Origin of the sequence: Methylomicrobium agile, from assembly GCF_000733855.1 — a bacterium.
In the GTDB taxonomy this organism is placed as follows: domain Bacteria; phylum Pseudomonadota; class Gammaproteobacteria; order Methylococcales; family Methylomonadaceae; genus Methylomicrobium; species Methylomicrobium agile.
The window spans coordinates 3,707,237-3,726,727 of record NZ_JPOJ01000001.1 but is presented as its reverse complement, the minus strand read 5'-3'; the positions used below and the strand labels follow the sequence as shown (position 1 = coordinate 3,726,727).

At 58.6% G+C, this 19,491-nt stretch carries 14 protein-coding genes; 12 read left to right on the top strand and 2 right to left on the bottom strand.

Going from position 1 to position 19,491, the window contains the following annotated elements:
• Positions 1-109: 109 nt before the first annotated feature.
• A complete protein-coding gene (locus CC94_RS0117390; protein WP_005371968.1) occupies positions 110-2,791 on the bottom strand; it encodes a bifunctional acetate--CoA ligase family protein/GNAT family N-acetyltransferase in 2,682 nt (893 codons plus the stop codon).
• Positions 2,792-2,927: 136 nt separating this feature from the next.
• Here CC94_RS0117390 and CC94_RS0117385 point away from each other — a divergent pair, with 136 nt between their 5' ends.
• The 5 genes from CC94_RS0117385 (at position 2,928) to CC94_RS0117365 (ending at position 12,492) form a co-directional block, all read left to right on the top strand.
• A complete protein-coding gene (locus CC94_RS0117385; RefSeq protein ID WP_005371966.1) occupies positions 2,928-3,860 on the top strand; it encodes an MlaA family lipoprotein in 933 nt (310 codons plus the stop codon).
• A 34-nt stretch (positions 3,861-3,894) separates the two neighbouring features.
• A complete protein-coding gene (locus CC94_RS0117380; RefSeq protein WP_005371965.1) occupies positions 3,895-6,210 on the top strand; it encodes an alpha/beta fold hydrolase in 2,316 nt (771 codons plus the stop codon).
• A gap of 165 nt (positions 6,211-6,375) precedes the next feature.
• Positions 6,376-7,515, top strand: a complete 1,140-nt coding sequence (locus CC94_RS0117375; RefSeq protein ID WP_005371962.1) for a thiolase family protein — start codon at positions 6,376-6,378, stop codon at positions 7,513-7,515.
• Positions 7,512-9,830, top strand: coding sequence for a 3-hydroxyacyl-CoA dehydrogenase/enoyl-CoA hydratase family protein (locus CC94_RS0117370; protein ID WP_005371954.1), 2,319 nt, complete (start codon positions 7,512-7,514; stop codon positions 9,828-9,830). The genes CC94_RS0117375 and CC94_RS0117370 overlap by 4 nt, the downstream gene beginning before the upstream one ends.
• A 232-nt stretch (positions 9,831-10,062) precedes the next feature.
• Positions 10,063-12,492 carry an acyl-CoA dehydrogenase gene (locus CC94_RS0117365; protein WP_031431646.1) on the top strand — a complete coding sequence of 810 codons (2,430 nt, stop codon included), beginning with the start codon at positions 10,063-10,065 and terminating at the stop codon, positions 12,490-12,492.
• A 165-nt stretch (positions 12,493-12,657) separates the two neighbouring features.
• On the opposite strand, the gene ilvD is transcribed toward CC94_RS0117365, so the two are convergent.
• A complete protein-coding gene (ilvD, locus tag CC94_RS0117360; RefSeq protein WP_031431645.1) occupies positions 12,658-14,511 on the bottom strand; it encodes a dihydroxy-acid dehydratase in 1,854 nt (617 codons plus the stop codon).
• Positions 14,512-14,776: 265 nt separating this feature from the next.
• Between ilvD and thiD the strand changes: the two genes are divergently transcribed.
• The 7 genes from thiD to moeA all read left to right on the top strand — a co-directional run bounded on the left by thiD (position 14,777) and on the right by moeA (position 19,468).
• Positions 14,777-15,568, top strand: a complete 792-nt coding sequence (gene thiD / locus CC94_RS0117355) for a bifunctional hydroxymethylpyrimidine kinase/phosphomethylpyrimidine kinase (protein ID WP_031431644.1) — start codon at positions 14,777-14,779, stop codon at positions 15,566-15,568.
• The gene (gene thiE, locus CC94_RS0117350) at positions 15,565-16,185 is read left to right on the top strand and encodes a thiamine phosphate synthase (protein ID WP_031431643.1); all 621 of its coding nucleotides are present in this window, start codon (positions 15,565-15,567) and stop codon (positions 16,183-16,185) included. Before thiD ends, thiE begins: the two co-directional genes overlap by 4 nt.
• A complete protein-coding gene (gene soxX / locus CC94_RS0117345; RefSeq protein ID WP_031431642.1) occupies positions 16,182-16,526 on the top strand; it encodes a sulfur oxidation c-type cytochrome SoxX in 345 nt (114 codons plus the stop codon). The genes thiE and soxX overlap by 4 nt, the downstream gene beginning before the upstream one ends.
• Positions 16,523-16,990: a thiosulfate oxidation carrier protein SoxY gene (gene soxY / locus CC94_RS0117340; protein WP_031431641.1), complete on the top strand. Its 468-nt coding sequence runs from the start codon at positions 16,523-16,525 to the stop codon at positions 16,988-16,990. Before soxX ends, soxY begins: the two co-directional genes overlap by 4 nt.
• A 3-nt stretch (positions 16,991-16,993) precedes the next feature.
• Positions 16,994-17,305 carry a thiosulfate oxidation carrier complex protein SoxZ gene (gene soxZ / locus CC94_RS0117335; RefSeq protein WP_005371943.1) on the top strand — a complete coding sequence of 104 codons (312 nt, stop codon included), beginning with the start codon at positions 16,994-16,996 and terminating at the stop codon, positions 17,303-17,305.
• A gap of 91 nt (positions 17,306-17,396) precedes the next feature.
• The gene (gene soxA / locus CC94_RS0117330; protein WP_031431640.1) at positions 17,397-18,212 is read left to right on the top strand and encodes a sulfur oxidation c-type cytochrome SoxA; all 816 of its coding nucleotides are present in this window, start codon (positions 17,397-17,399) and stop codon (positions 18,210-18,212) included.
• Positions 18,209-19,468, top strand: coding sequence for a molybdopterin molybdotransferase MoeA (gene moeA / locus CC94_RS0117325; RefSeq protein ID WP_005371939.1), 1,260 nt, complete (start codon positions 18,209-18,211; stop codon positions 19,466-19,468). The genes soxA and moeA overlap by 4 nt, the downstream gene beginning before the upstream one ends.
• Positions 19,469-19,491 lie beyond the last annotated feature (23 nt).

The window sequence follows — 19,491 nt, the reverse complement described above, 5'->3', positions numbered from 1 at the left end:
GGATACGGAGGCGGCCCCACTGCCTCCGTGCTGGACCGGGAAACCCGCCAATCTCCCGGGGCATTCGCTTCGGAAGGGCAGAAAAGCGGCGCCCTGCCTCACCTTTTCCCTACTGCCGCAGATCCTTGATCACACGCACGACTTCAGGTTCGGAGGGAATTTCTTCGATGCCGAAGCCGAGTTTGCTGACGAACGACAGCATCGGCTTGTTCACGGTCAAGACTTCCCCTTCGAGATAGGCGATGCCCTTGAATTTGGCGGTACGCATCAGCATTTTCATCAAGCGGGTACCGATGCCTTTACACTGGCTGTCGTCGGAAACGACCAGCGCGAACTCGGCCGAGCGCCCGTCCGGGTTTATGATATAGCGCCCGACACCGAGCTCCTTCGGCGGGTTTTCCTGTTCGGAAACCGCGATAAACGCCATTTCGCGATCGTAGTCGATCTGGGTAAAGCGCACGATCATCTCCGGCGTCAGCTCCTGCAACGCCTGCATGAAACGGAAATATTTACTGCGTTCGGACAGCCGGTGCACGAAATCCTTTTCCAGATCGCCGTCTTCCGGCCTGATCGGCCGGATCATGATATTGACGCCGCTGGCGAGCTGGTAATGCTCGGTCAACTCGTGCGGATAAGGATGGATCGCCATATGCGAATACGGTATCAGCTCATGCGATAACTGCACCTTGATTCGCGCATCGACCGCCATCACGCCGTGTTCATCCGCAATCAGCGGATTGATGTCCAATTCGAGAATTTCCGGCAACTCGCTGACCATCGTCGAAATGTTCAGCATCGCATCGATCAAGGCTTTGCCATGGATCGGCGGCAATTGCCGGAATGCGCCCAGATACTTCGCCGCTTTCGTCTTTGCGATCATTTGCCCCGCCATGTAGGCGTTCAGCGGCGGCAACGCAACCGACTTGTCCCGCAGAATTTCGACCATCGTTCCGCCAAGCCCGAAACTGATCGCCGGACCGAACACCGGATCGCGGATCGCTCCGACCATCAATTCACGCCCGCTGGAAGAGCCGTACATCGGCTCGACGGTCATTATGATTTCGTTGATGTCCGGATGCTTCTTACGAATCGCAGATTCCATTTCGGCAAAAACGCTGGCCAGCACCTGCACGCTGCGGATATTCAGCCTGACGCCGCCGATGTCGGATTTATGGCTGAATTCGGCCATGTTCACTTTCAGAACAACCGGAAACCCCATCGTTTCGGCCGCGATCATCGCATCTTTTACATTCGCGACTTTGATCGTTTGCGTCACCGGAATCCGGAACGCCGCCAGGATCGCTTTCGATTCCTGGGTCGTCATCGTCTGGCGCCCTTCGGCCAACACGCGCTCGATGATCAGCCGCGCGCCTTCGACATCGGGTACGGGGAGTTCTTCCGCGAGCGAAGGAATCTGTTTGAGCAGGATCTGGTGGTCGTGGTATTTGGCCAGAAACGAAAAAGCATCGACCGCGACTTCCGGCGTGTCGAAATGCGCCACGCGGGAGTTCTCGAACAAAGCCCTGCCCTCCTCGACCTTGGAGCCGCCGGTCCAGGACGCGAGCACCGGCTTAGTGGAATTCTTTGCCGCCTCGATCACGCATTGCGCGGTCCGGGTCGGGTTCGTCATCGCCTGCGGTGTCAAAATCACCAGTACGCCGTCGACATTCGGCTCTTGCAGGCAGATTTCCAGCACACCCCGGAAGTGTTCGGGCGTCGCGTCGCCGAGAATGTCGATCGGATTGCCGTGCGACCAGTGCGCAGGCAGCACCCCGTTCAACGCCTCGATTCCGGCCGGACTCAGCTCGGCCATTTTGACCCCGACGTCGCCGGCCCGGTCGGTGCTCATCACGCCGGGTCCTCCGGCATTGGTGACGATCGCGAGGCGCGCCAGCCCGACCTGATAATTGTTGACCAGGATCCGCGCCGCCGAAAACAGTTCCGCGATGCTATACACCCGGACCACCCCGGCACGCTCGATCGCCGCATCGAAGACATCGTCGCCGCCGACCATCGCTCCGGTGTGGGACATCGCGGCCTTCGAGCCGGCTTCGTGGCGGCCGGACTTGATCAGGATGACCGGCTTCAGCCGCGCCGCGACTTTCAGGCCGCTCAAAAAGCGGCGCGCGTCGCGAATGCCTTCGACGTACATCAAAATGCCGGTCGTCCGGGTATCCAGCGCCAGATAGTCCAGGACCTCGCCGAAGTCGATATCGGCCGCACCGCCCATCGACACCACTGTCGAAAAGCCGATGTCGTTCTGCTGCGCCCAGTCCAGAATCGCGGTGCAGACCGCGCCCGATTGCGACAACAGCGCCAGATTGCCGTCCTTGACGGGGCCGTCGCCGAAGGTCGCATTCAGGCGGCTGCCCGGCCGGACCACGCCGAGACAGTTCGGGCCGATGATCCGGATCCCGAAACGGCGCGCAATGTCCAGAATCTCGCCCTGCAGCCGTTTGCCTTCCGCGCCGAGTTCGCCGAAACCGGCGCTGATGATGATCACGCTGCCGATGCCTTTGTCTCCGCATTGATGGACGAGGCCGGGCACGGTAGCGGCCGGGGTAGCGATCACGGCCAGCTCTATCTCCTCGGGAATCGCATTGAGGTCGGGATAGACCTTGCAGCCGAGCAACGTTTCATGCTTCGGGTTGACCGGATAAATGCCGCCTTTGAATCCTCCCTCCAGCACGTTCAGCAGCAGGCGATGCCCGACACTGTCGGGACGCTCGGAGGCGCCGATGATCGCGACCGAGCGGGGAGAGAAAAAACGGCTGAGATAATGAGGGCCCATAATGCTCCGACAAGGGTAATCCGGGGATCGAAAAAATTTTAGCATCGAAAAAGCACAATTCGTGTATTTATTGCCGATTAAAATCCAGACTGGAGTAAAATGCCGTTATCGATCAATCCATATTAACGTTAGATTTATGTTGCAAAACAAATTGATACTGAACTCCGCCCTGCTCGCCAATCTGGTGGTCGGCGGCGGGCTGAGCGGCTGCGCATCCGATCCGACCCAGCCGGCAAAGGACGAATGGGAAGGCTGGAACCGCAACGTTCACGGTTTTAACGACGATCTGGACAAGGCCGTCATCAAGCCCGTCGCAAAAGGATACCAGGAATATGTGCCGGACCCCGTCAATCAGAGCGTGACCAACTTTTTCGGCAATATCAACGATATCGGCATCACCCTGAACGACTTCTTCCAGCTCAAAATGCTGCAGGGCGGCATGGATCTGAGCCGTTTTCTGATCAACACGACCGCCGGAGTCGGCGGACTGTTCGATGTCGCGTCGAAAATCAATCTGCCCAAGCACAACGAGGATTTCGGACAGACCCTGGGCTTTTGGGGCATGCCTTCAGGCAATTATCTGGTATTGCCTCTGTTGGGCCCGAGCTCGCCGCGGGATGCGGTCGGCCTGCTCGGCGACGCCCTGCTGAACCCTTTGACTTATATCTCCTTCGGAAGCAGCGCGGCGGTCGGCGCGGCAATCACCGGGGCCAAGGCGGTCGAGGTCACCGATGCGCGCGCCGATCTGCTCACTTCCGAGAAGATCGTCGATGAAGCGGCGGTCGACCGCTACGATTTCATTAAAAACGCCTATCAGCAAAACCGCGAATATCTTGTCTATGACGGCAATCCGCCGGAACAAAATGCTGACGATATCGATCTAGAGGAAGCGATAACGGGCAGCGGCAAAACGGATCAGACCTACGCTGCGCCATCCTCGGCGGCCGACTCGGGCTTGCCTCCGGTGACGCAAGGCACCAACAACCTCGGACGTACGAACGATCAATCGGGCCCCGCGCCGGTCGTCAATCATTCACGGCGGCTACTCGAACTGATGCCGTCGGAATAAATGAACCCGGTATAAATGAACAAGGATTCATTCCATGAGCAAACCGTCCTATCCCGAAAACTGGCACGACATCGATATTGGGCTTTATTCCCGATCGGTCAAGATTTTCAATCAAGTACGTAAATTGCTCAGCGTCAAAATGAAGCTGCATACTGCGGACCAGGTCGAGAAGGGCGACATTTTTCTGTTCAACCATTTTTCGCGCTTCGAAACCTTCATCCCGCAATTTTTGATTTACGAAAAGACGGGAGCTTACTGCTGCGCGATCGCTTCCGGCGAATTTTTCAGGGAAGACAATGTACTGTCCCGCTATTTGAGCAATGTCGGATGCTTTCCGCACAATCATCCGCGCCTGTTTCAATTGCTCGCCGCGCAGATTCTGCGCGGCCGCAAGGTGATCATCTTTCCGGAAGGGGGCATGGTCAAGGACCACCGGGTGATGGACGTGAAAGGCCATTACAGCGTCTATTCCCGGCTCACGGGCGAACGGCGCAAGCATCATACCGGCGCCGCGGTATTGGCGCAGGGCCTCGAGATCTTCAAGGAAATGATTCGGACCGCCTATCAGGAAAAGAATCATGCGCAACTGGTGCGTTGGAAGGAGCAGCTCGAACTCGACAGCCTGGACCAGTTGCTGACTTCCGCGCTCAAACCCACGCTGATCATTCCTTCCAATATCACGTTTTACCCGATCAGGACGTCCGAAAACTTACTGCTGACCAGCGTCGAGCTGTTTTCCGGCGGCTTGTCCATGCGCCAGACCGAGGAACTGCTGGTCGAAGGCAATATCATTTTCAGAAACACCGACATGGACATCCGGATGGGCATGCCGGTCAATCCGCAGCAAGACTGGAGCTGGAGCACCAAAGCGCTGCAAGACCTGGTGGCGGCCGAGTTGACGTCCCTGGACGATATTTTCACGATGCCGCTGGCGCCCAAAAACTGGAAGCACAAGCTGCTCGGCTCTCTGCTGAAGTCCTCTTCCAATATGACGCGCAACCGCTATATGGAAGAAATCTATGCCAACGTCACGATCAACCTGAGCCATCTGGCTTCGACCCTGATCATGCATTGCATCGAAAACAGCCTGCTGCTGATCGAGCGCCAACGCTTTTACAACGCGCTGTACATCGGCGTGAAGAAGCTCCAGACCAACACGGCCATCCATCTGCATCGAAGCCTGCTGAATCCGAACTATTACCGAAACCTGAACATCGGCACCAATCAGAGTTTCGAGCATTTCATCAATATCGCCAAATTATCCGATTTGATCGTCGAAGAAGGCGAGTATTACCGTTTCCTGCCCAAATTGCTCGAAGAGCATGATTTCGACCTGATCCGTCTGGAAAACCTGATCGCGGTTTACAACAACGAGGCCGAACCGATCGCCGCAGTCAGCAAGACGATGATCGAGGCACTGGCCGAATGCGACCGGCTCGACCCCGAAGAACTCGCCGGCTGGCGGTTCGAAGACGAACAGATGGATCTGAAGTGGGAGCTTCACAAATACACCAAACCAGTCTACGAAGACATCAACGACCACGAAACCGCCACCGAAGACCCCTCGCCTTTTCTGCTCCAGCCGGTCGAAGAAAACGGCATCGGCGTGCTGCTGATTCACGGCCTGCTCGCCAGTCCGGCGGAGATGAAAGGCTATGGCGTCCACCTGATGCACCAGGGCTATACGGTGATGGGCGTCCGTTTGAAAGGGCACGGTTCTTCGCCTTACGCGCTGCGGGACCAAAGCTGGGAAGACTGGTATACTTCGGTCGTCAACGGCTTCGAAATCCTGAAACTGCACTGTCGGAAGATCGTGGTGACCGGGTTTTCCACCGGCGGCGCCCTGGCATTGAAGTTGGCCTCCGAAAATCGCCCGGATATCCTCGGCGTCAGCGTCGCGGCGGTCCCGTTGAAATTCATCAATCCGACTTTCATGCTGATCCCTTTCCTGCACGGTACGAACAAGTTTGTAGACTGGGTATCTTCCTACGAAGGAGTCAAGCCATTCCTGGAGAATGTCTCGGAACATCCGCGCGTCAATTACCGGAACGTGCCGGTCCGTTGCCTTTATGAATTACGGCTTCTGATTCAGCATATGGACGAATTTTTACCCAAGATCGAAATTCCGGTCTTGATCGTTCATGGCGACCATGACCCTGTGGTTTCAGTCAAAAGCGCTTCGGAAATCATGCAGAAAATCAAAGCCCCGGACAGGCAGTTAAAGATACTGAAATCGAACCGGCACGGCATCATCATGGAAAACATCGACGGCATGTGGAAAATCAACGATGACTTTATTATTCATTGCGCGAGTGAAACAAAAGCCGCCGAATTCAGTCGGATTGAGTAAAAATCGTCTTTAGAACCCTGCGGTGAACCGAGCAGCGGCCACCGAAGCAATGCCGTCTCATCCGGCCGGGAGCGATCAACCCATTTTACACCCTACCCATTCCGCTACCGTGACCGTCACCCGGTAAAAAATCAATCCTACTGCATATAAACAGGAGTCGAATTTATGAAAAACGTGGTTATCTCCGGCTATTGTCGGTCACCGTTTACCCCGGCCAACAAGGGCGTGCTGAGCAAAGTCCGCCCCGACGACCTTGCGGCCCAGGTCATAAAAGGATTGATCGACAAAACCGGCGTCGATCCCGCCGACATCGAAGATCTGATTCTCGGCTGCGCCTTTCCGGAAGGCGAACAGGGCATGAACGTCGCCCGGATCGTCGGGCAGATCGCCGAGCTGCCGGTCACCGTCGCCGGCACCACGGTCAACCGGTTCTGCGGCTCGTCGATGCAGTCGATCCATATCGCGGCCGGCGCGATTCAATGGAACGCGGGCGACGCGTTCATCTGCGCCGGCGTCGAGTCGATGTCGCGTGTTCCGATGGGCGGCTTCAACTACATGCCCAATCCGGCGCTCTACCGGAATTATCCGGAAGTCTATATCAGCATGGGCGACACGGCCGAAAATCTGGCCAGGCAATATAACCTCTCGCGCGAAGAACAGGAGTCTTTCGCACTGCTGAGCCAGGAAAGAACTTACAACGCGCAGCTAAAAAACCATTTCCTCGACGAAATCGTTCCGATCCGGACACCGCTGGGGCCGGTGGACCAAGACGGCTGCCTGCGTCCCGACTCGAACGCGGCCGGTTTGGCCCAATTGCCGCCCGCGTTTCAGACCGGCGGCACCGTCACCGCCGGCACTTCGTCGCCGTTGACCGACGGCGCGGCCGCGGTGCTGGTATGCAGCGAAGCGTATGCCGATGCCCACAACCTGCCCAAGCTCGCCCGGATCAAGTCGATCGCGGTATCGGGCTGCGCGCCCGAAATCATGGGCATGGGCCCGGTTTCCGCGACCGAGAAAGCCTTGAAACGTGCAGGGCTCGATCTCGACGACATCGATATCGTCGAACTGAACGAAGCTTTTTCCGCGCAATTTCTCGCCGTTTTGAAAGCGATGCCGATCCCGATTCATAAGCTCAATCTCGACGGCGGCGCGATCGCGCTGGGCCATCCGCTCGGCGCGAGCGGCGCCCGGATTACCGGCAAGGCGGCCAGCCTCCTGGTCCGCGAAGGCAAACGTTACGCGCTGGCCACCCAGTGCATCGGCGGCGGCCAGGGCATTGCCACGATACTGGAGGCGATCCGATGAACATTCAACATGCCGCCGTGGTCGGCGCGGGCGTGATGGGCGCCAGCATCGCCGCCCATCTCAGTAACGCCGGCTGCAAAGTGATGCTGCTGGACATCGTGCCGGAGAATGCTTCGGACCGTTCGGTCATCGCAAAAACCGCGATCGAAAAACTGCTGAAGGCCGACCCGGCGCCGTTCATGCATAAAGACAACGCGAAGCTGATCACGCCCGGCAATATCGAGGACGACCTGCCGAAATTGGCGGAGGTCGACTGGGTAATCGAAGCGGTCATCGAAGACCCCCGCATCAAAAAATCGCTGTACCAAAAACTGGACACGGTGTGCCGAAATGATTGCGTAATTTCCTCGAACACTTCCACCCTGCCCTTGCGTCTGCTGGTCAAGGACCTGCCCGAAAGCTTCCGGCAACGCTTCCTGATCACGCATTTTTTCAATCCGCCGCGCTACATGCGCCTGCTTGAGCTGGTGTCGAGCCCAGAAACACGGCCGGATCTGCTCGAAGCGGTTAAACGGTTTGCCGACATCGAGCTCGGCAAAAATTGCGTAGTCTGTCACGATACGCCAGGCTTCATCGGCAACCGGATCGGCATCTACTGGACCCTTTGCGGCCTGCATGAAGCGATCGCGCTCGATCTGACCGTCGAGCAGGCCGATGCGGTGATTTCGATGCCTTTCGGAATTCCGAAAACCGGGGTTTTCGGCCTGCTCGACCTGGTCGGCCTCGACCTGATTCCGCATATTCTGACCAGCATGAAACAGGCCCTGCCGCCGGGCGATCCGTTTCATGAACTCGGCGAACTGCCGCAAGTCGTGCAGAAGATGATCGCCGACGGCTATACCGGCCGCAAAGGCAAAGGCGGCTTCTACCGGTTGAATAAACAGGGCGGCGGCAAGATCAAGGAATCGGTCGACCTTAAAACCGGCCATTACGCCCCTTCGGTAAAACCCGATACGAACGCCTTGCAGGAAGCGCAAAAAACCGGTTTTCAGGCGCTGCTGTCGAATTCGGACCCGGCTGCGGTTTTCGCTTGGCGGGTGATGTCGAAAACGCTCGGTTACGCGGCGAGCCTCGCGCCCGAAATCAGCGACGATATTGCCGCCATCGATGCGGCAATGCGCGACGGCTACAACTGGAAATCCGGCCCGTTCGAACTGCTCGCTCGGATCGGGGTCGCCTGGTTTGTCGATAAATTGCAATCCGAAAACCGGCCCGTACCGCCGCTGTTGGCGAACAAGCAGCCGCTCTACAAGGCCGAAGCCGGCAAATTGCAGGCGGAAGGTTTCGACGGCGCTTATCGTCCGGTGACACGGGCTCCCGGTATCGAATTACTGTCCGACGTCAAACTGCGCGGTGTCCCGGTGTTGCAAAACCGCTCGGCCAGTCTCTGGGATGCGGGCGACGGCGTCGCCTGCCTGGAATTCCACAGCAAAATGAATACGCTCGACATGGAGATCATGGAACTGATCCGCCAAAGCGTCGACAAAGTGCAAAACGGCTTCAGGGCGCTGGTGATTCACAACGAAGGCGAAAATTTCTCGGCCGGCGCCAATCTCGGCCTGCTGATGCAGGCGATCCACAACCAGGACTGGGACAGCGTCGCCGGTTTGATTAGCACCGGCCAACAGACTTACCAGGTGCTGAAATATGCCCCGTTCCCGGTCGTCGGCGCGCCAAGCGGCCTGGCCTTGGGCGGCGGCTGCGAAATCCTGCTGCACTGCGACGCGATCCAGGCTCATGCGGAACTTTACATGGGCCTCGTCGAAGTCGGCGTCGGCCTGATTCCGGGCTGGGGCGGTTGCAAGGAATACCTCAGGCGCTGGATCGCCTTTCCGAAAAAACCGGGCGGCCCGATTCCGCCACTGGTAAAGGCGTTCCAAACGGTCAGCCTGGCGACCGTCTCGAAATCGGCGGCCGATGCGAAAGAACTGCTCTACCTGGGCAAGAACGACGGCATCACAATGAACAAATTGCGCCTGCTGGCCGATGCGAAGGCAAAGGCGCTGGCGCTGGCCGAAAACTATGTCCCGCCGCAGCCGGTCGTATTTTCGTTGCCCGGCAAGACAGCCCGCGTGATGCTGAACATGGGCGTCAAAGCCTATCATGCGCTCGGCAAGACCACCGATTACGACCTCGTGGTGCTCAGCCAACTGGCCAGGGTGCTCAGCGGCGGCGACGCCGATATCACCCAGCCGTTGACCGAAGACGACATTCTCGCGTTAGAATGCGAAGCGTTCGTCGAACTGGTCAAGCAGCCGGGCACGCTGGCCAGGCTCGACCATATGCTGAAAACCGGCAAGCCGCTGAGAAATTGACTTTAGGATGCGGCTAAAAATAATTTTCTGAAATGGAGCCTAATTGTCCCCACGCAGAAGGCTCGTCGTGATACCCCCATTGGACAGCCTAATACCCATACATGGACCGGCAGGAGTTCAAAGCAAGCTTTGAACTCCGATGCAGTGCAGTTTGGCTGGGCTTGGGTATAAGAACTATAAAAATGAAGTGTCTGTAAACGCGGCGCTTCCGACAGCAACAGGAGAAATCGTCATGCTCTGGTTCATTGCTTTAATCGCCCTGGTATTGGCAGTCTGCTACCGGCGCACTTCCTTATTGATGGCCACCTGGGTGATAGGCCTGTGGCTGATGGCCTACCTATTGGCCTATGGCGTAACGCCTTTCAGCCAGGGCTTATGGGCTTTGTATCTGCTCATCTTCATGCCGCTGAACATCAATACCCTGCGCATGAAATGGATCAGCCGGCCGATGTTCAAACTGATGAAAGCGGCCTTGCCGCCGATGTCGCAGACTGAGCGGGAAGCGCTCGAAGCCGGCACGGTCTGGTGGGACGCGGAACTGTTCTCGGGCAAGCCGAACTGGAAAATGCTGCAGGACCTGCCCCCCACCCGCCTGTCCGCCGAGGAACAGGCTTTCATCGACGGGCCGGTCGAAACCCTGTGCGCGATGCTGAACGACTGGGACATCACCCGCAACCGGATGGACTTGCCCCAGGAAGTCTGGGACTACATCAAACGCGAAAAATTTTGCGGGATGATCATCCCGAAGCGCTACGGCGGCCTCGAATTTTCCGAAATGGCGCATTCGGAAGTGGTGATGAAGCTTTCGAGCCGCAGCTCGACCGCCGCGGTGACCGTAATGGTACCCAACTCGCTCGGGCCTGCGAAGCTGCTGCTGGTCTACGGCACCGAGGAGCAAAAAAACCATTATCTGCCGCGTCTTGCGAACGGCGAGGAAATTCCGGCCTTCGCGCTGACCGGTCCGCACGCCGGAAGCGACGCGGGCGCGATGCCCGATACCGGCATCGTCTGTTACCAGGACTTCAAAGGCCGAAAAACCCTCGGTATCCGGTTGAACTGGGAAAAACGCTACATCACGCTTGGCCCTGTCGCGACCGTTTTGGGTTTGGCGTTCAAACTCTACGACCCTGACCATTTAATAGGCGGCAGGGAAAATATCGGCATCACCCTCGCACTGATTCCGACCCATACGCCGGGCATATCGATCGGCCGCCGGCATTTTCCGCTCGACTCCGCCTTCCAGAACGGCCCGAACGGGGGCAAGGACGTATTCATTCCGATGGACTGGGTGATCGGCGGGATCGATCAGATCGGCAACGGCTGGAAAATGCTGATGCAGTGCCTCGCGACCGGACGCGCGATCTCATTGCCCGCGCTCAGCGTCGGCGGCGCCAAATTCACCAGCCGCAATACCGGCGCGTATGCGCGCATCCGCAAACAGTTCAACGTGCCGATCGGCGAATTCGAAGGCGTCGAAGAGCCGCTCGCGCACCTGGCAGGCCAGACCTACCTGATGGACGCCGCGCGCAAGGTCACCTGCGCCGCGCTCGACCAGGGCGAAAAGCCGTCGGTGATCTCCGCGATTCTGAAATACGAACTGACCGAGCGGATGCGCAAGGTGATCAACGACGGGATGGACATCCAGGGCGGCTCCGGCATCTGCCTGGGGCCGCGGAACTATCTCGGCCGTCTGTACGAGGTGATTCCGGTCGGCATCACCGTCGAAGGCGCGAACATCCTGACCCGCACGATGATGATTTTCGGCCAGGGCGCGATCCGCTGCCATCCTTACATTCAAAAGGAAATGGCCGTTTTGAACCGGAGCGATGCCGAAGCCGCCGCCGAACAATTCGACCGGATACTGTTCGAACACATCGGTTTTTTCATGCGCAACCTGGCTGCCAGCTTCTGGTTCGGACTGAGTGGTGGCCGCCTGGCTTCGATGCCCGGCGACAGGCACACCAAGCGCTATTATCGGAAAATCGCCCGTTTCAGCGCCGGTTTCGCGCTACTGGCAGACTTTGCTTTGTTGACGCTGGGCGGCGCCCTGAAGCGACGGGAACGGCTGTCCGGCCGCTTCGCCGACGCGCTCGGCAGCCTGTATCTGTGCTCCTGCGCACTGAAGCACTACCAGAACGAAGGCGGCAGCGAAGACGACCTGCCCTTGCTGGACTGGGCCTGCCAACAGAGCCTGTATCAAACACAGCAAGCCCTGACGGAAATCTTGTGGAAGCTGCCGATGCGCCCTGCCGTCTGGCTGCTGCGCCTGTTCGTCTTCCCGCTCGGCAAACCCTGCCTGCCGCCCGGCGAGCGGCTGATTCACCAAACTGCGTCGGTTCTTCTAAGCGAATCGCCCGCGCGCGACCGCCTGACCCACGGCATTTACATCAACAACCAGCCGGACGACCCGACCGGCCGGATCGAGGTCGCATTCAAGGCCATACTCGCCGCCGCACCGGTCGAAGCGAAGATCCGCCAGGCGCAAAAGAAAAAGCTGCTAAGCAAAGGCGATCCCTCGCATGCCGCCGCCGAAGCCCTGGCAAAAGGCCTCCTCACCGAACTGGAAGCCGGCCTGATCGACGCCGCCAACAAAGCCCGGCTCGCGGCGATCACGGTGGACGATTTCAGCCCGGAAGAATTGACTGGGATCGAGAAAGCGTAAAATTTTTGTGGGCGCATTAGCGCCCTGCAGGGTGTATCTATTCGGTAATCCCCGCTCTCGCCGGACAGAGAGCGGAAGGTTTACAAATCATTCAAGTTCGGAAATTTGCTGGAGCCAAAGGAAATCGGCTCCAGTAGACATCATCCGCGTACTGCGGGCAGTTCGTTAATTTCGCTCGACCAGAGACACGTCTCTCACCGCCCCTCTGGCGGCAGATGTAGCCATGGCGGCATAGGCTCTGAGCGCTGCCGACACGTTGCGCTGGCGGCCGACGGGTTTCCAAGCCCTTGGGCCTTTGGCGATCATCGCCGCGCGGCGGCGCTCAAGCTCTTCGACAGACACGGCCAGATGGATACGGCGATTGGGAATATCGATTTCTATCGTATCGCCTTCTTCCACCAAACCGATGGCGCCGCCCTCGGCCGCCTCGGGCGAGGCGTGGCCGATACTCAGGCCGGACGTGCCGCCGGAAAAACGGCCATCGGTGAGCAGTGCGCAGGTTTTGCCCAAGCCCTTGGACTTCAGATAACTGGTCGGATACAGCATTTCCTGCATGCCGGGGCCGCCTTTCGGGCCTTCGTACCGGATCACAACCACGTCGCCCGGCTGGATTTGATCGCCAAGAATGCCGGTAACCGCAGCATCCTGGCTTTCGAAGACACGGGCACGGCCGGTAAACTTGAGGATGCTATCGTCTACCCCGGCCGTCTTGACGATGCAACCATCCAGCGCAATATTGCCGTGCAATACCGCCAGGCCGCCGTCCTGGGAATAAGCGTGCGCTTTGTCGCGGATACAGCCGTTGACGCGGTCGTCGTCCAATTCCGGATAGCGCCGGGACTGCGAAAAGGCGACCGTAGTGGGTATTCCGCCGGGTGCGGCGCGAAAAAACGTCTTGACCGCTTCGTCCCGGGTACGCTGAATGTCCCATTGTTCCAGCGCGGTACCCAGGGTGACGCTATGCACGGTCGGCACTTCGCGATTGATGACGCCGGCGTGATCGAGTTCCCCCAAAATGCCCATCACGCCGCCGGCGCGGTGAACGTCTTCCATATGATATTTCTGTGTAGCCGGTGCGACCTTGCACAGGCAGGGCACGCGCCGCGAAATCGTATCGATGTCCGACATGGTAAAATCGACTCCAGCCTCGTGCGCCGCCGCCAGCAAGTGCAGCACGGTATTGGTGGAACCGCCCATGGCCACATCCAGACTCATGGCATTTTGAAACGCTTCGAATGTCGCGATCGAGCGCGGCAGCACACTGGCATCGTCTTGCTCATAATAACGCTTGGCCAGTTCGACGATCAGGCGGCCGGCGCGCAGGAACAACTGCTCGCGGTCGGCGTGCGTGGCCACCAGCGATCCGTTGCCGGGCAAACTGAGTCCCAGCGCTTCGGTCAGACAATTCATGGAGTTGGCCGTAAACATGCCTGAGCAGGAGCCGCAGGTTGGACACGCGGACCGTTCCACCGCAGCCACTTCCTCGTCGCTGACGCGATCGTCGGCCGCTTCCACCATCGCATCCACCAGATCCAGCGCGCGAATTTCGCCTCTCCAGTTAACCTTGCCCGCTTCCATGGGGCCGCCGGACACGAACACCACAGGAATGTTCAGGCGCAACGCGGCCATCATCATGCCCGGGGTGATTTTGTCGCAATTGGAAATGCAGACCAAGGCGTCGGCACAGTGCGCGTTGACCATGTACTCCACACTGTCGGCGATCAGGTCGCGGCTAGGCAAGCTGTAAAGCATCCCCTCATGACCCATGGCGATACCATCGTCCACCGCTATGGTATTGAATTCCTTGGCCACGCCTCCGGCTTTTTCGATTTCTCTCGCGACCAGCTGGCCCATATCTTTCAGATGCACATGACCGGGCACGAATTGAGTAAAGGAATTGGCAATAGCGATGATCGGTTTGGAAAAGTCTTCGTCTTTCATGCCGGTGGCGCGCCACAAGGCGCGTGCACCCGACATGTTGCGACCGGAAGTGCTGGTATGGGAACGGTATTGGGGCATAATAAATCTCGAAGGACCTTAATGTTTGGAATTGAAGCTTTAGATAATACCCCAATCGAACGTTCATCTCCACTGACGTCGCAACGCATGTTATAGAATTAAGGATTTGGTCGATCATCACTTCCCCTTTTCGTTCTACCCGCCGAACGCTTATCGTGATACCCCTTGTCAGCCCGGGCTATGTAGGGTATATGGTACGCTCGACTGCCTCCCATCGGCTTTTCGGGTTAAAATAAGCAATTGAGTTGAATTGTTGCCTTTCGCTATGTCGATCACCCGTCCTATCGTACTCTGCTTTTCCGGCCATGACCCGAGCGGCGGGGCCGGCGTGCAGGCCGATATCGAAACGCTGGTCAGCCAGCATTGCCATGCCGCGAGCGTGATTACCGCGCTGACCGAGCAGGATACTCGAAACGTCAAGAAGCTGTTGCCGCAGAACCCCGAAGACATCATTAACCAGGCCGAAACCGTGTTGGCGGATCTGGACGTCAAGGTCTTCAAAATCGGCCTGATCGGCCATCATAAAACCGCCGAAGCGATCCATGCGATCCTGCAACAGCATCCGCACATTCCGGTCGTGCTCGATCCGGTGCTCGCGGCCGGCGGCGGCGCGGAAATGTCGGATCGGAAATTGATCGATGCGATCGTCGATCTCCTGCTGCCACGTACGACCGTGCTGACGCCCAACAGTCAGGAAGCGCGCCAGCTGGCAGGGCTCGTGGATCTGGACGAATGCGGGCCGGCTTTGCTGGAAAAAGGCTGCCGCTATGTACTGGTTACCGGCGCGCACGAAACGACGCCGACGGTCAGCAACCGACTCTATCACGACGGACGCCGTATCGAAACCTTCCATTGGGACCGGCTGCCCGAAAGCTATCACGGCTCCGGCTGCACGATGGCGGCCTGCATCGCGGGGCTTCTGGCCCAGGGGCTGACTCCGGCACAGGCCGCTTACGAAGCGCAGGAATATACCTGGAATGCGCTGCGGCACGGCTATCCGCCCGGCAAGGGCCAGCACAATCCGGACCGCCTGTTCTGGATGGAGGCGGGCGTATGAGATTCCCTCCACGCGGGCTGTACGCAATCACCCAAACCGACGGCAAATCGCCGGCCACGGTCATCGCCGAAGTCGAGGCCGCGATTCGCGGCGGCGCGGTCGTCGTACAATACCGCGACAAACATCCCCACGATGCGCTGACTTTGGCCCGCGAACTGGTCAAGGTCTGCCACCGGCATCGAGTCCCGCTGCTGATCAACGACAACATCGGACTGACGCTGGAAGCCGGCGCCGACGGCGTGCATCTCGGCAAGAATGACGGCCATATCCGCGAGGCCCGGGAGCGGCTCGGCACCGATGCGATCATCGGCATTTCCTGCTACGACTCGCTCGAACGGGCGCTGGAAGCCCAGGCGCACGGCGCAACTTATGCGGCTTTCGGACGTTTTTTCCCTTCCGGCACGAAGCCTTTGGCTTCTCCCGCGCATCCGGATACGCTTCGGCAGGCCAAGCAGGCGCTGTCGATTCCGATCGTCGCGATCGGCGGCATTCTGCCCGAAAACGGCGCGGCGCTGCTCGCGGCCGGAGCCGATTTGCTGGCCGTGATCGGCGGTATTTTCGACCGCGATCCGGAGCTTTCGGCCCACGCCTATCAACGCCTGTTCGATAGCCAATGAAATTCCCGTTACTGGTTTTGTTCGGACTACTGGCCGCCTGCGCCCCTACCGCTCACAAGCCGGAAGATCGTTTGAAGGACGGCAAGCAGTTGGCCTTCGACCGCAACAAAGGCAACTGCCTAGCCTGCCACGCGATCGACGGCGGCGAATCGCCCGGCGATATCGGCCCACCGCTGGCGGCTTTGAAAACGCGTTTCAAGGATAAAGCGCCGCTGCGAGAACAGATCTTCAACGCGACCCGCTTCAACCCCGAAACCAGTATGCCGCCGTTCGGCAGAAACAGGATTCTCACTCCCGACGAAATCGACCGGATCGTCGACTATTTATGGAGTCTGCCATGACCACCCGCCGCTCTTTCCTTGGAAAATCGCTGGCTTTCAGCGCCTATTCGCTGGCTTCGACCTTGGGCCTGTTTGCGCCGCTCAAGGTATTCGCCGAATGGCGGGCCGAAAACTTCAAACAAGGCCCGCTCGAAGAATCGCTGAAACGATCATTCAAGGACCAAAAAATCACCGAAAGCAAAGACATCGAAATCAAGATTCCGCTGATCGCCGAAAACGGCGCGATCGTGCCGATCACGGTCAGCAGTTCCCTGCCCGGCGTCAGCACCGTCTCGATCTTCGTGGCGAAAAATCCGGTACCGCTGGCCGCGTGCTTCGAGCTATCGCCCGATCTCGATCCCGTCGTTTCGGCACGCCTGAAAATGGCCGAGACCTCCGAAGTGATCGCGGTCGCGGAAACCTCTGGCGGCCTGTACAGCGCCAGACAACTGGTCAAAGTCACGATCGGCGGTTGCGGAGGTTGAAAAATGTCTAGCATCAAAATTCGCGCCAAACGCCTCGAAGCCAAGACTCAGATCCGGACCCTGATCACGCACCCGATGGAAACCGGCCGCAGCAAGGATCCGAAGACGAACCAACCGATTCCGGCCCATTTCATCCGGGAACTGAGGTTGAGCCACAACGACAAGACGGTCATGAACTGCCAGGTGGGCATGAGCATTTCGAAAGACCCGTATTTCGCGTTCATGCTGAAAGGCGGCGAGCCCGGCGACAAAATCAAGATCGAATGGATCGACAATCTCGGCAATGAAGACAGCGAAGAGCATGTCCTCAAATGAAGGTAGGGTACGCTGTGCGTACCTTTTTCAAATCTTTCGTAAGTGTCAAAATTTCAGAAAGGTACGCACAGCGTACCCTACGAAAAGCGTTTTGCTCTCTGGCCTCCTGCTTGTCGCTTTCCCCCTGCATGCCGCACCGCAGCAAGACCGGCAGCAATTCAGGGAACATTACCGCCGGCTCTTCCCGCAGTTGCACCTGAGCGATTACGCCAACGGCGTCTATGCGATCGACCCGGTCGCGCGCGAATCCTGGCAGGCGATCGAAGAATTTCCGCCTTATGAAGAGGCGATCGAACAAGGCGAAAAGCTGTTCAATATGCCTTTTCCGCAAACCGGCGGCCGCTATGCCGACTGTTTTCCGAATAAAGGCATCGGTATCGCGCATCGCTATCCGCAATGGGATAAAGACAAAGGCGAAGTCGTCACGCTCGCCCAAGCGCTGAACGACTGCCGGGAAAGAAACCGCGAAAAACCGCTGGACGCCGAAACAGGCGAGATCACCCAACTGCTCGCCTACATGGCCTACACCTCGCACGGGAAAGCGATCAAAACGGTGATTCCTGAAGCCGACCTGCGTGCCCTAGCAGCTTATCAACAAGGCAAGGACTTTTATTACGAACGCCACGGCCAACTGAATTTCGCCTGCGCGACCTGCCATGTGCAAAACGCCGGCAAGCGCCTCCGTTCCGAAATCCTCGGCGCATCGCTCGGCCATACCGCCAACTGGCCGGCTTACCGGTTGAAATGGAGCGAAATGGGCACCCTGCACCGGCGTTTTCGCGAATGCCTGACGCAAATCAGAGCCGAAGCACCGCCCGCGCAAAGCGCCGTCCTGCGCAATCTCGAATATTTCCTGAGCTACATGAGCAACGGCGTTCCGATCTCCGGACCCAGTACACGCAAATGATCAAAATCCAACCCGCCTGCGGCGACATCCACGAACCCGGACTGATTCCGCTGAACGATGCGCTGGCCCGCATTCTGGCCGCATCGCCGCCGCTTGGCGGCTACGAACGGGTGAATATCGAAAATGCGCGCGGCCGTACCCTGGCCGAAGCCATCACGGCCGATTTCAATGTACCGGGGCATACCAACTCGGCGGTCGACGGTTATGCGCTGAACGGGGCCGATTTGCCGGCGGAAGGCACGCGCATTTTGGAGATTGCCGGCAAGGCTTACGCCGGCGAACCATTTCAGGGCAAGCTCAATCCCGGCCAATGCCTGCGCATCATGACGGGCGCCCCGATGCCGGAAGGGCTCGATACGGTGGTCATGCAGGAACATGCGGAACGGCGCGGCAATACCGTGCTGATCGACGGACGCCATAAGCCGGGCCAGAACGTGCGCCGGGCCGGCGAAGACATCCGTCAAGGCCAGACGATCCTCTATCCGGGCAAATGGCTGACCCCGCCCGACATTGGCCTGCTCGCTTCACTCGGCATTCCCGAAATCAATGTGGTCCGCAAACTCCGGATCGCGATCGCCTCGACCGGGGACGAAATTTTCAGTATCGGAACGACGCCCAAGGCGGGCGGCCTCTACGACAGCAACCGCTACAGCCTGTGGGCGGCGCTCGATCGGCCCGATATCGAAGTGATCAATCTCGGCATCGTCGAAGACCGGCCCGACGCACTGCTGAACGCTTTCGATCAGGCCGCCGAGTTCACCGATGTGATCGTTTCGACCGGCGGCGTTTCTTCGGGGGAAGCCGATTACACCAAAACCGCGCTGCAAGCTTCGGGACGGATCGGCTTCTGGAAGGTCGCGGTCAAACCCGGCCGCCCTCTTGCCTTCGGCCGGATCGGCAATGGGGTATTCTTCGGGTTGCCCGGCAACCCGGTCGCGGTCATGGTGACTTTTTATCTCCTTGTTCTGCCCGCGCTCGAAAAAATGCTCGGAATCGATAACAAGCCGATCGTGCCGGTTTTCCGGGCCCGAACGCTGGACGACCTGCGCAAGAAGCCGGGACGCACCGAAGTCCCCCGAGGGATCATCGGCCCGGATCGAAACGGCGAATGGACAGTTCGAAGCACCGGCAATCAGGGTTCTGGCATCTTGAGTTCGATGAGCCTCGCGAACGCTTTGATCATTCTGGAACACGACAGGGGCAACGTAAAAGCCGGAGAGACGGTCTGGGTGAAACCGTTCGCCGGCTTGTTCTAAGTAAAAAAGGCCGCTTCTGCGGC

What these genes read in the sequence shown, in the direction of transcription:
- CC94_RS0117375 (WP_005371962.1), top strand. Translation starts at nt 6,376, where the DNA reads ATGAAAAACGTGGTTATCTCCGGCTATTGTCGGTCACCGTTTACCCCG.
- ilvD (WP_031431645.1), bottom strand. Translation starts at nt 14,511, where the DNA reads ATGCCCCAATACCGTTCCCATACCAGCACTTCCGGTCGCAACATGTCG.
- thiD (WP_031431644.1), top strand. Translation starts at nt 14,777, where the DNA reads ATGTCGATCACCCGTCCTATCGTACTCTGCTTTTCCGGCCATGACCCG.
- CC94_RS0117390 (WP_005371968.1), bottom strand. Translation starts at nt 2,791, where the DNA reads ATGGGCCCTCATTATCTCAGCCGTTTTTTCTCTCCCCGCTCGGTCGCG.
- CC94_RS0117385 (WP_005371966.1), top strand. Translation starts at nt 2,928, where the DNA reads ATGTTGCAAAACAAATTGATACTGAACTCCGCCCTGCTCGCCAATCTG.
- CC94_RS0117370 (WP_005371954.1), top strand. Translation starts at nt 7,512, where the DNA reads ATGAACATTCAACATGCCGCCGTGGTCGGCGCGGGCGTGATGGGCGCC.
- soxX (WP_031431642.1), top strand. Translation starts at nt 16,182, where the DNA reads ATGAAATTCCCGTTACTGGTTTTGTTCGGACTACTGGCCGCCTGCGCC.
- thiE (WP_031431643.1), top strand. Translation starts at nt 15,565, where the DNA reads ATGAGATTCCCTCCACGCGGGCTGTACGCAATCACCCAAACCGACGGC.
- moeA (WP_005371939.1), top strand. Translation starts at nt 18,209, where the DNA reads ATGATCAAAATCCAACCCGCCTGCGGCGACATCCACGAACCCGGACTG.
- CC94_RS0117365 (WP_031431646.1), top strand. Translation starts at nt 10,063, where the DNA reads ATGCTCTGGTTCATTGCTTTAATCGCCCTGGTATTGGCAGTCTGCTAC.
- soxZ (WP_005371943.1), top strand. Translation starts at nt 16,994, where the DNA reads ATGTCTAGCATCAAAATTCGCGCCAAACGCCTCGAAGCCAAGACTCAG.
- soxY (WP_031431641.1), top strand. Translation starts at nt 16,523, where the DNA reads ATGACCACCCGCCGCTCTTTCCTTGGAAAATCGCTGGCTTTCAGCGCC.
- CC94_RS0117380 (WP_005371965.1), top strand. Translation starts at nt 3,895, where the DNA reads ATGAGCAAACCGTCCTATCCCGAAAACTGGCACGACATCGATATTGGG.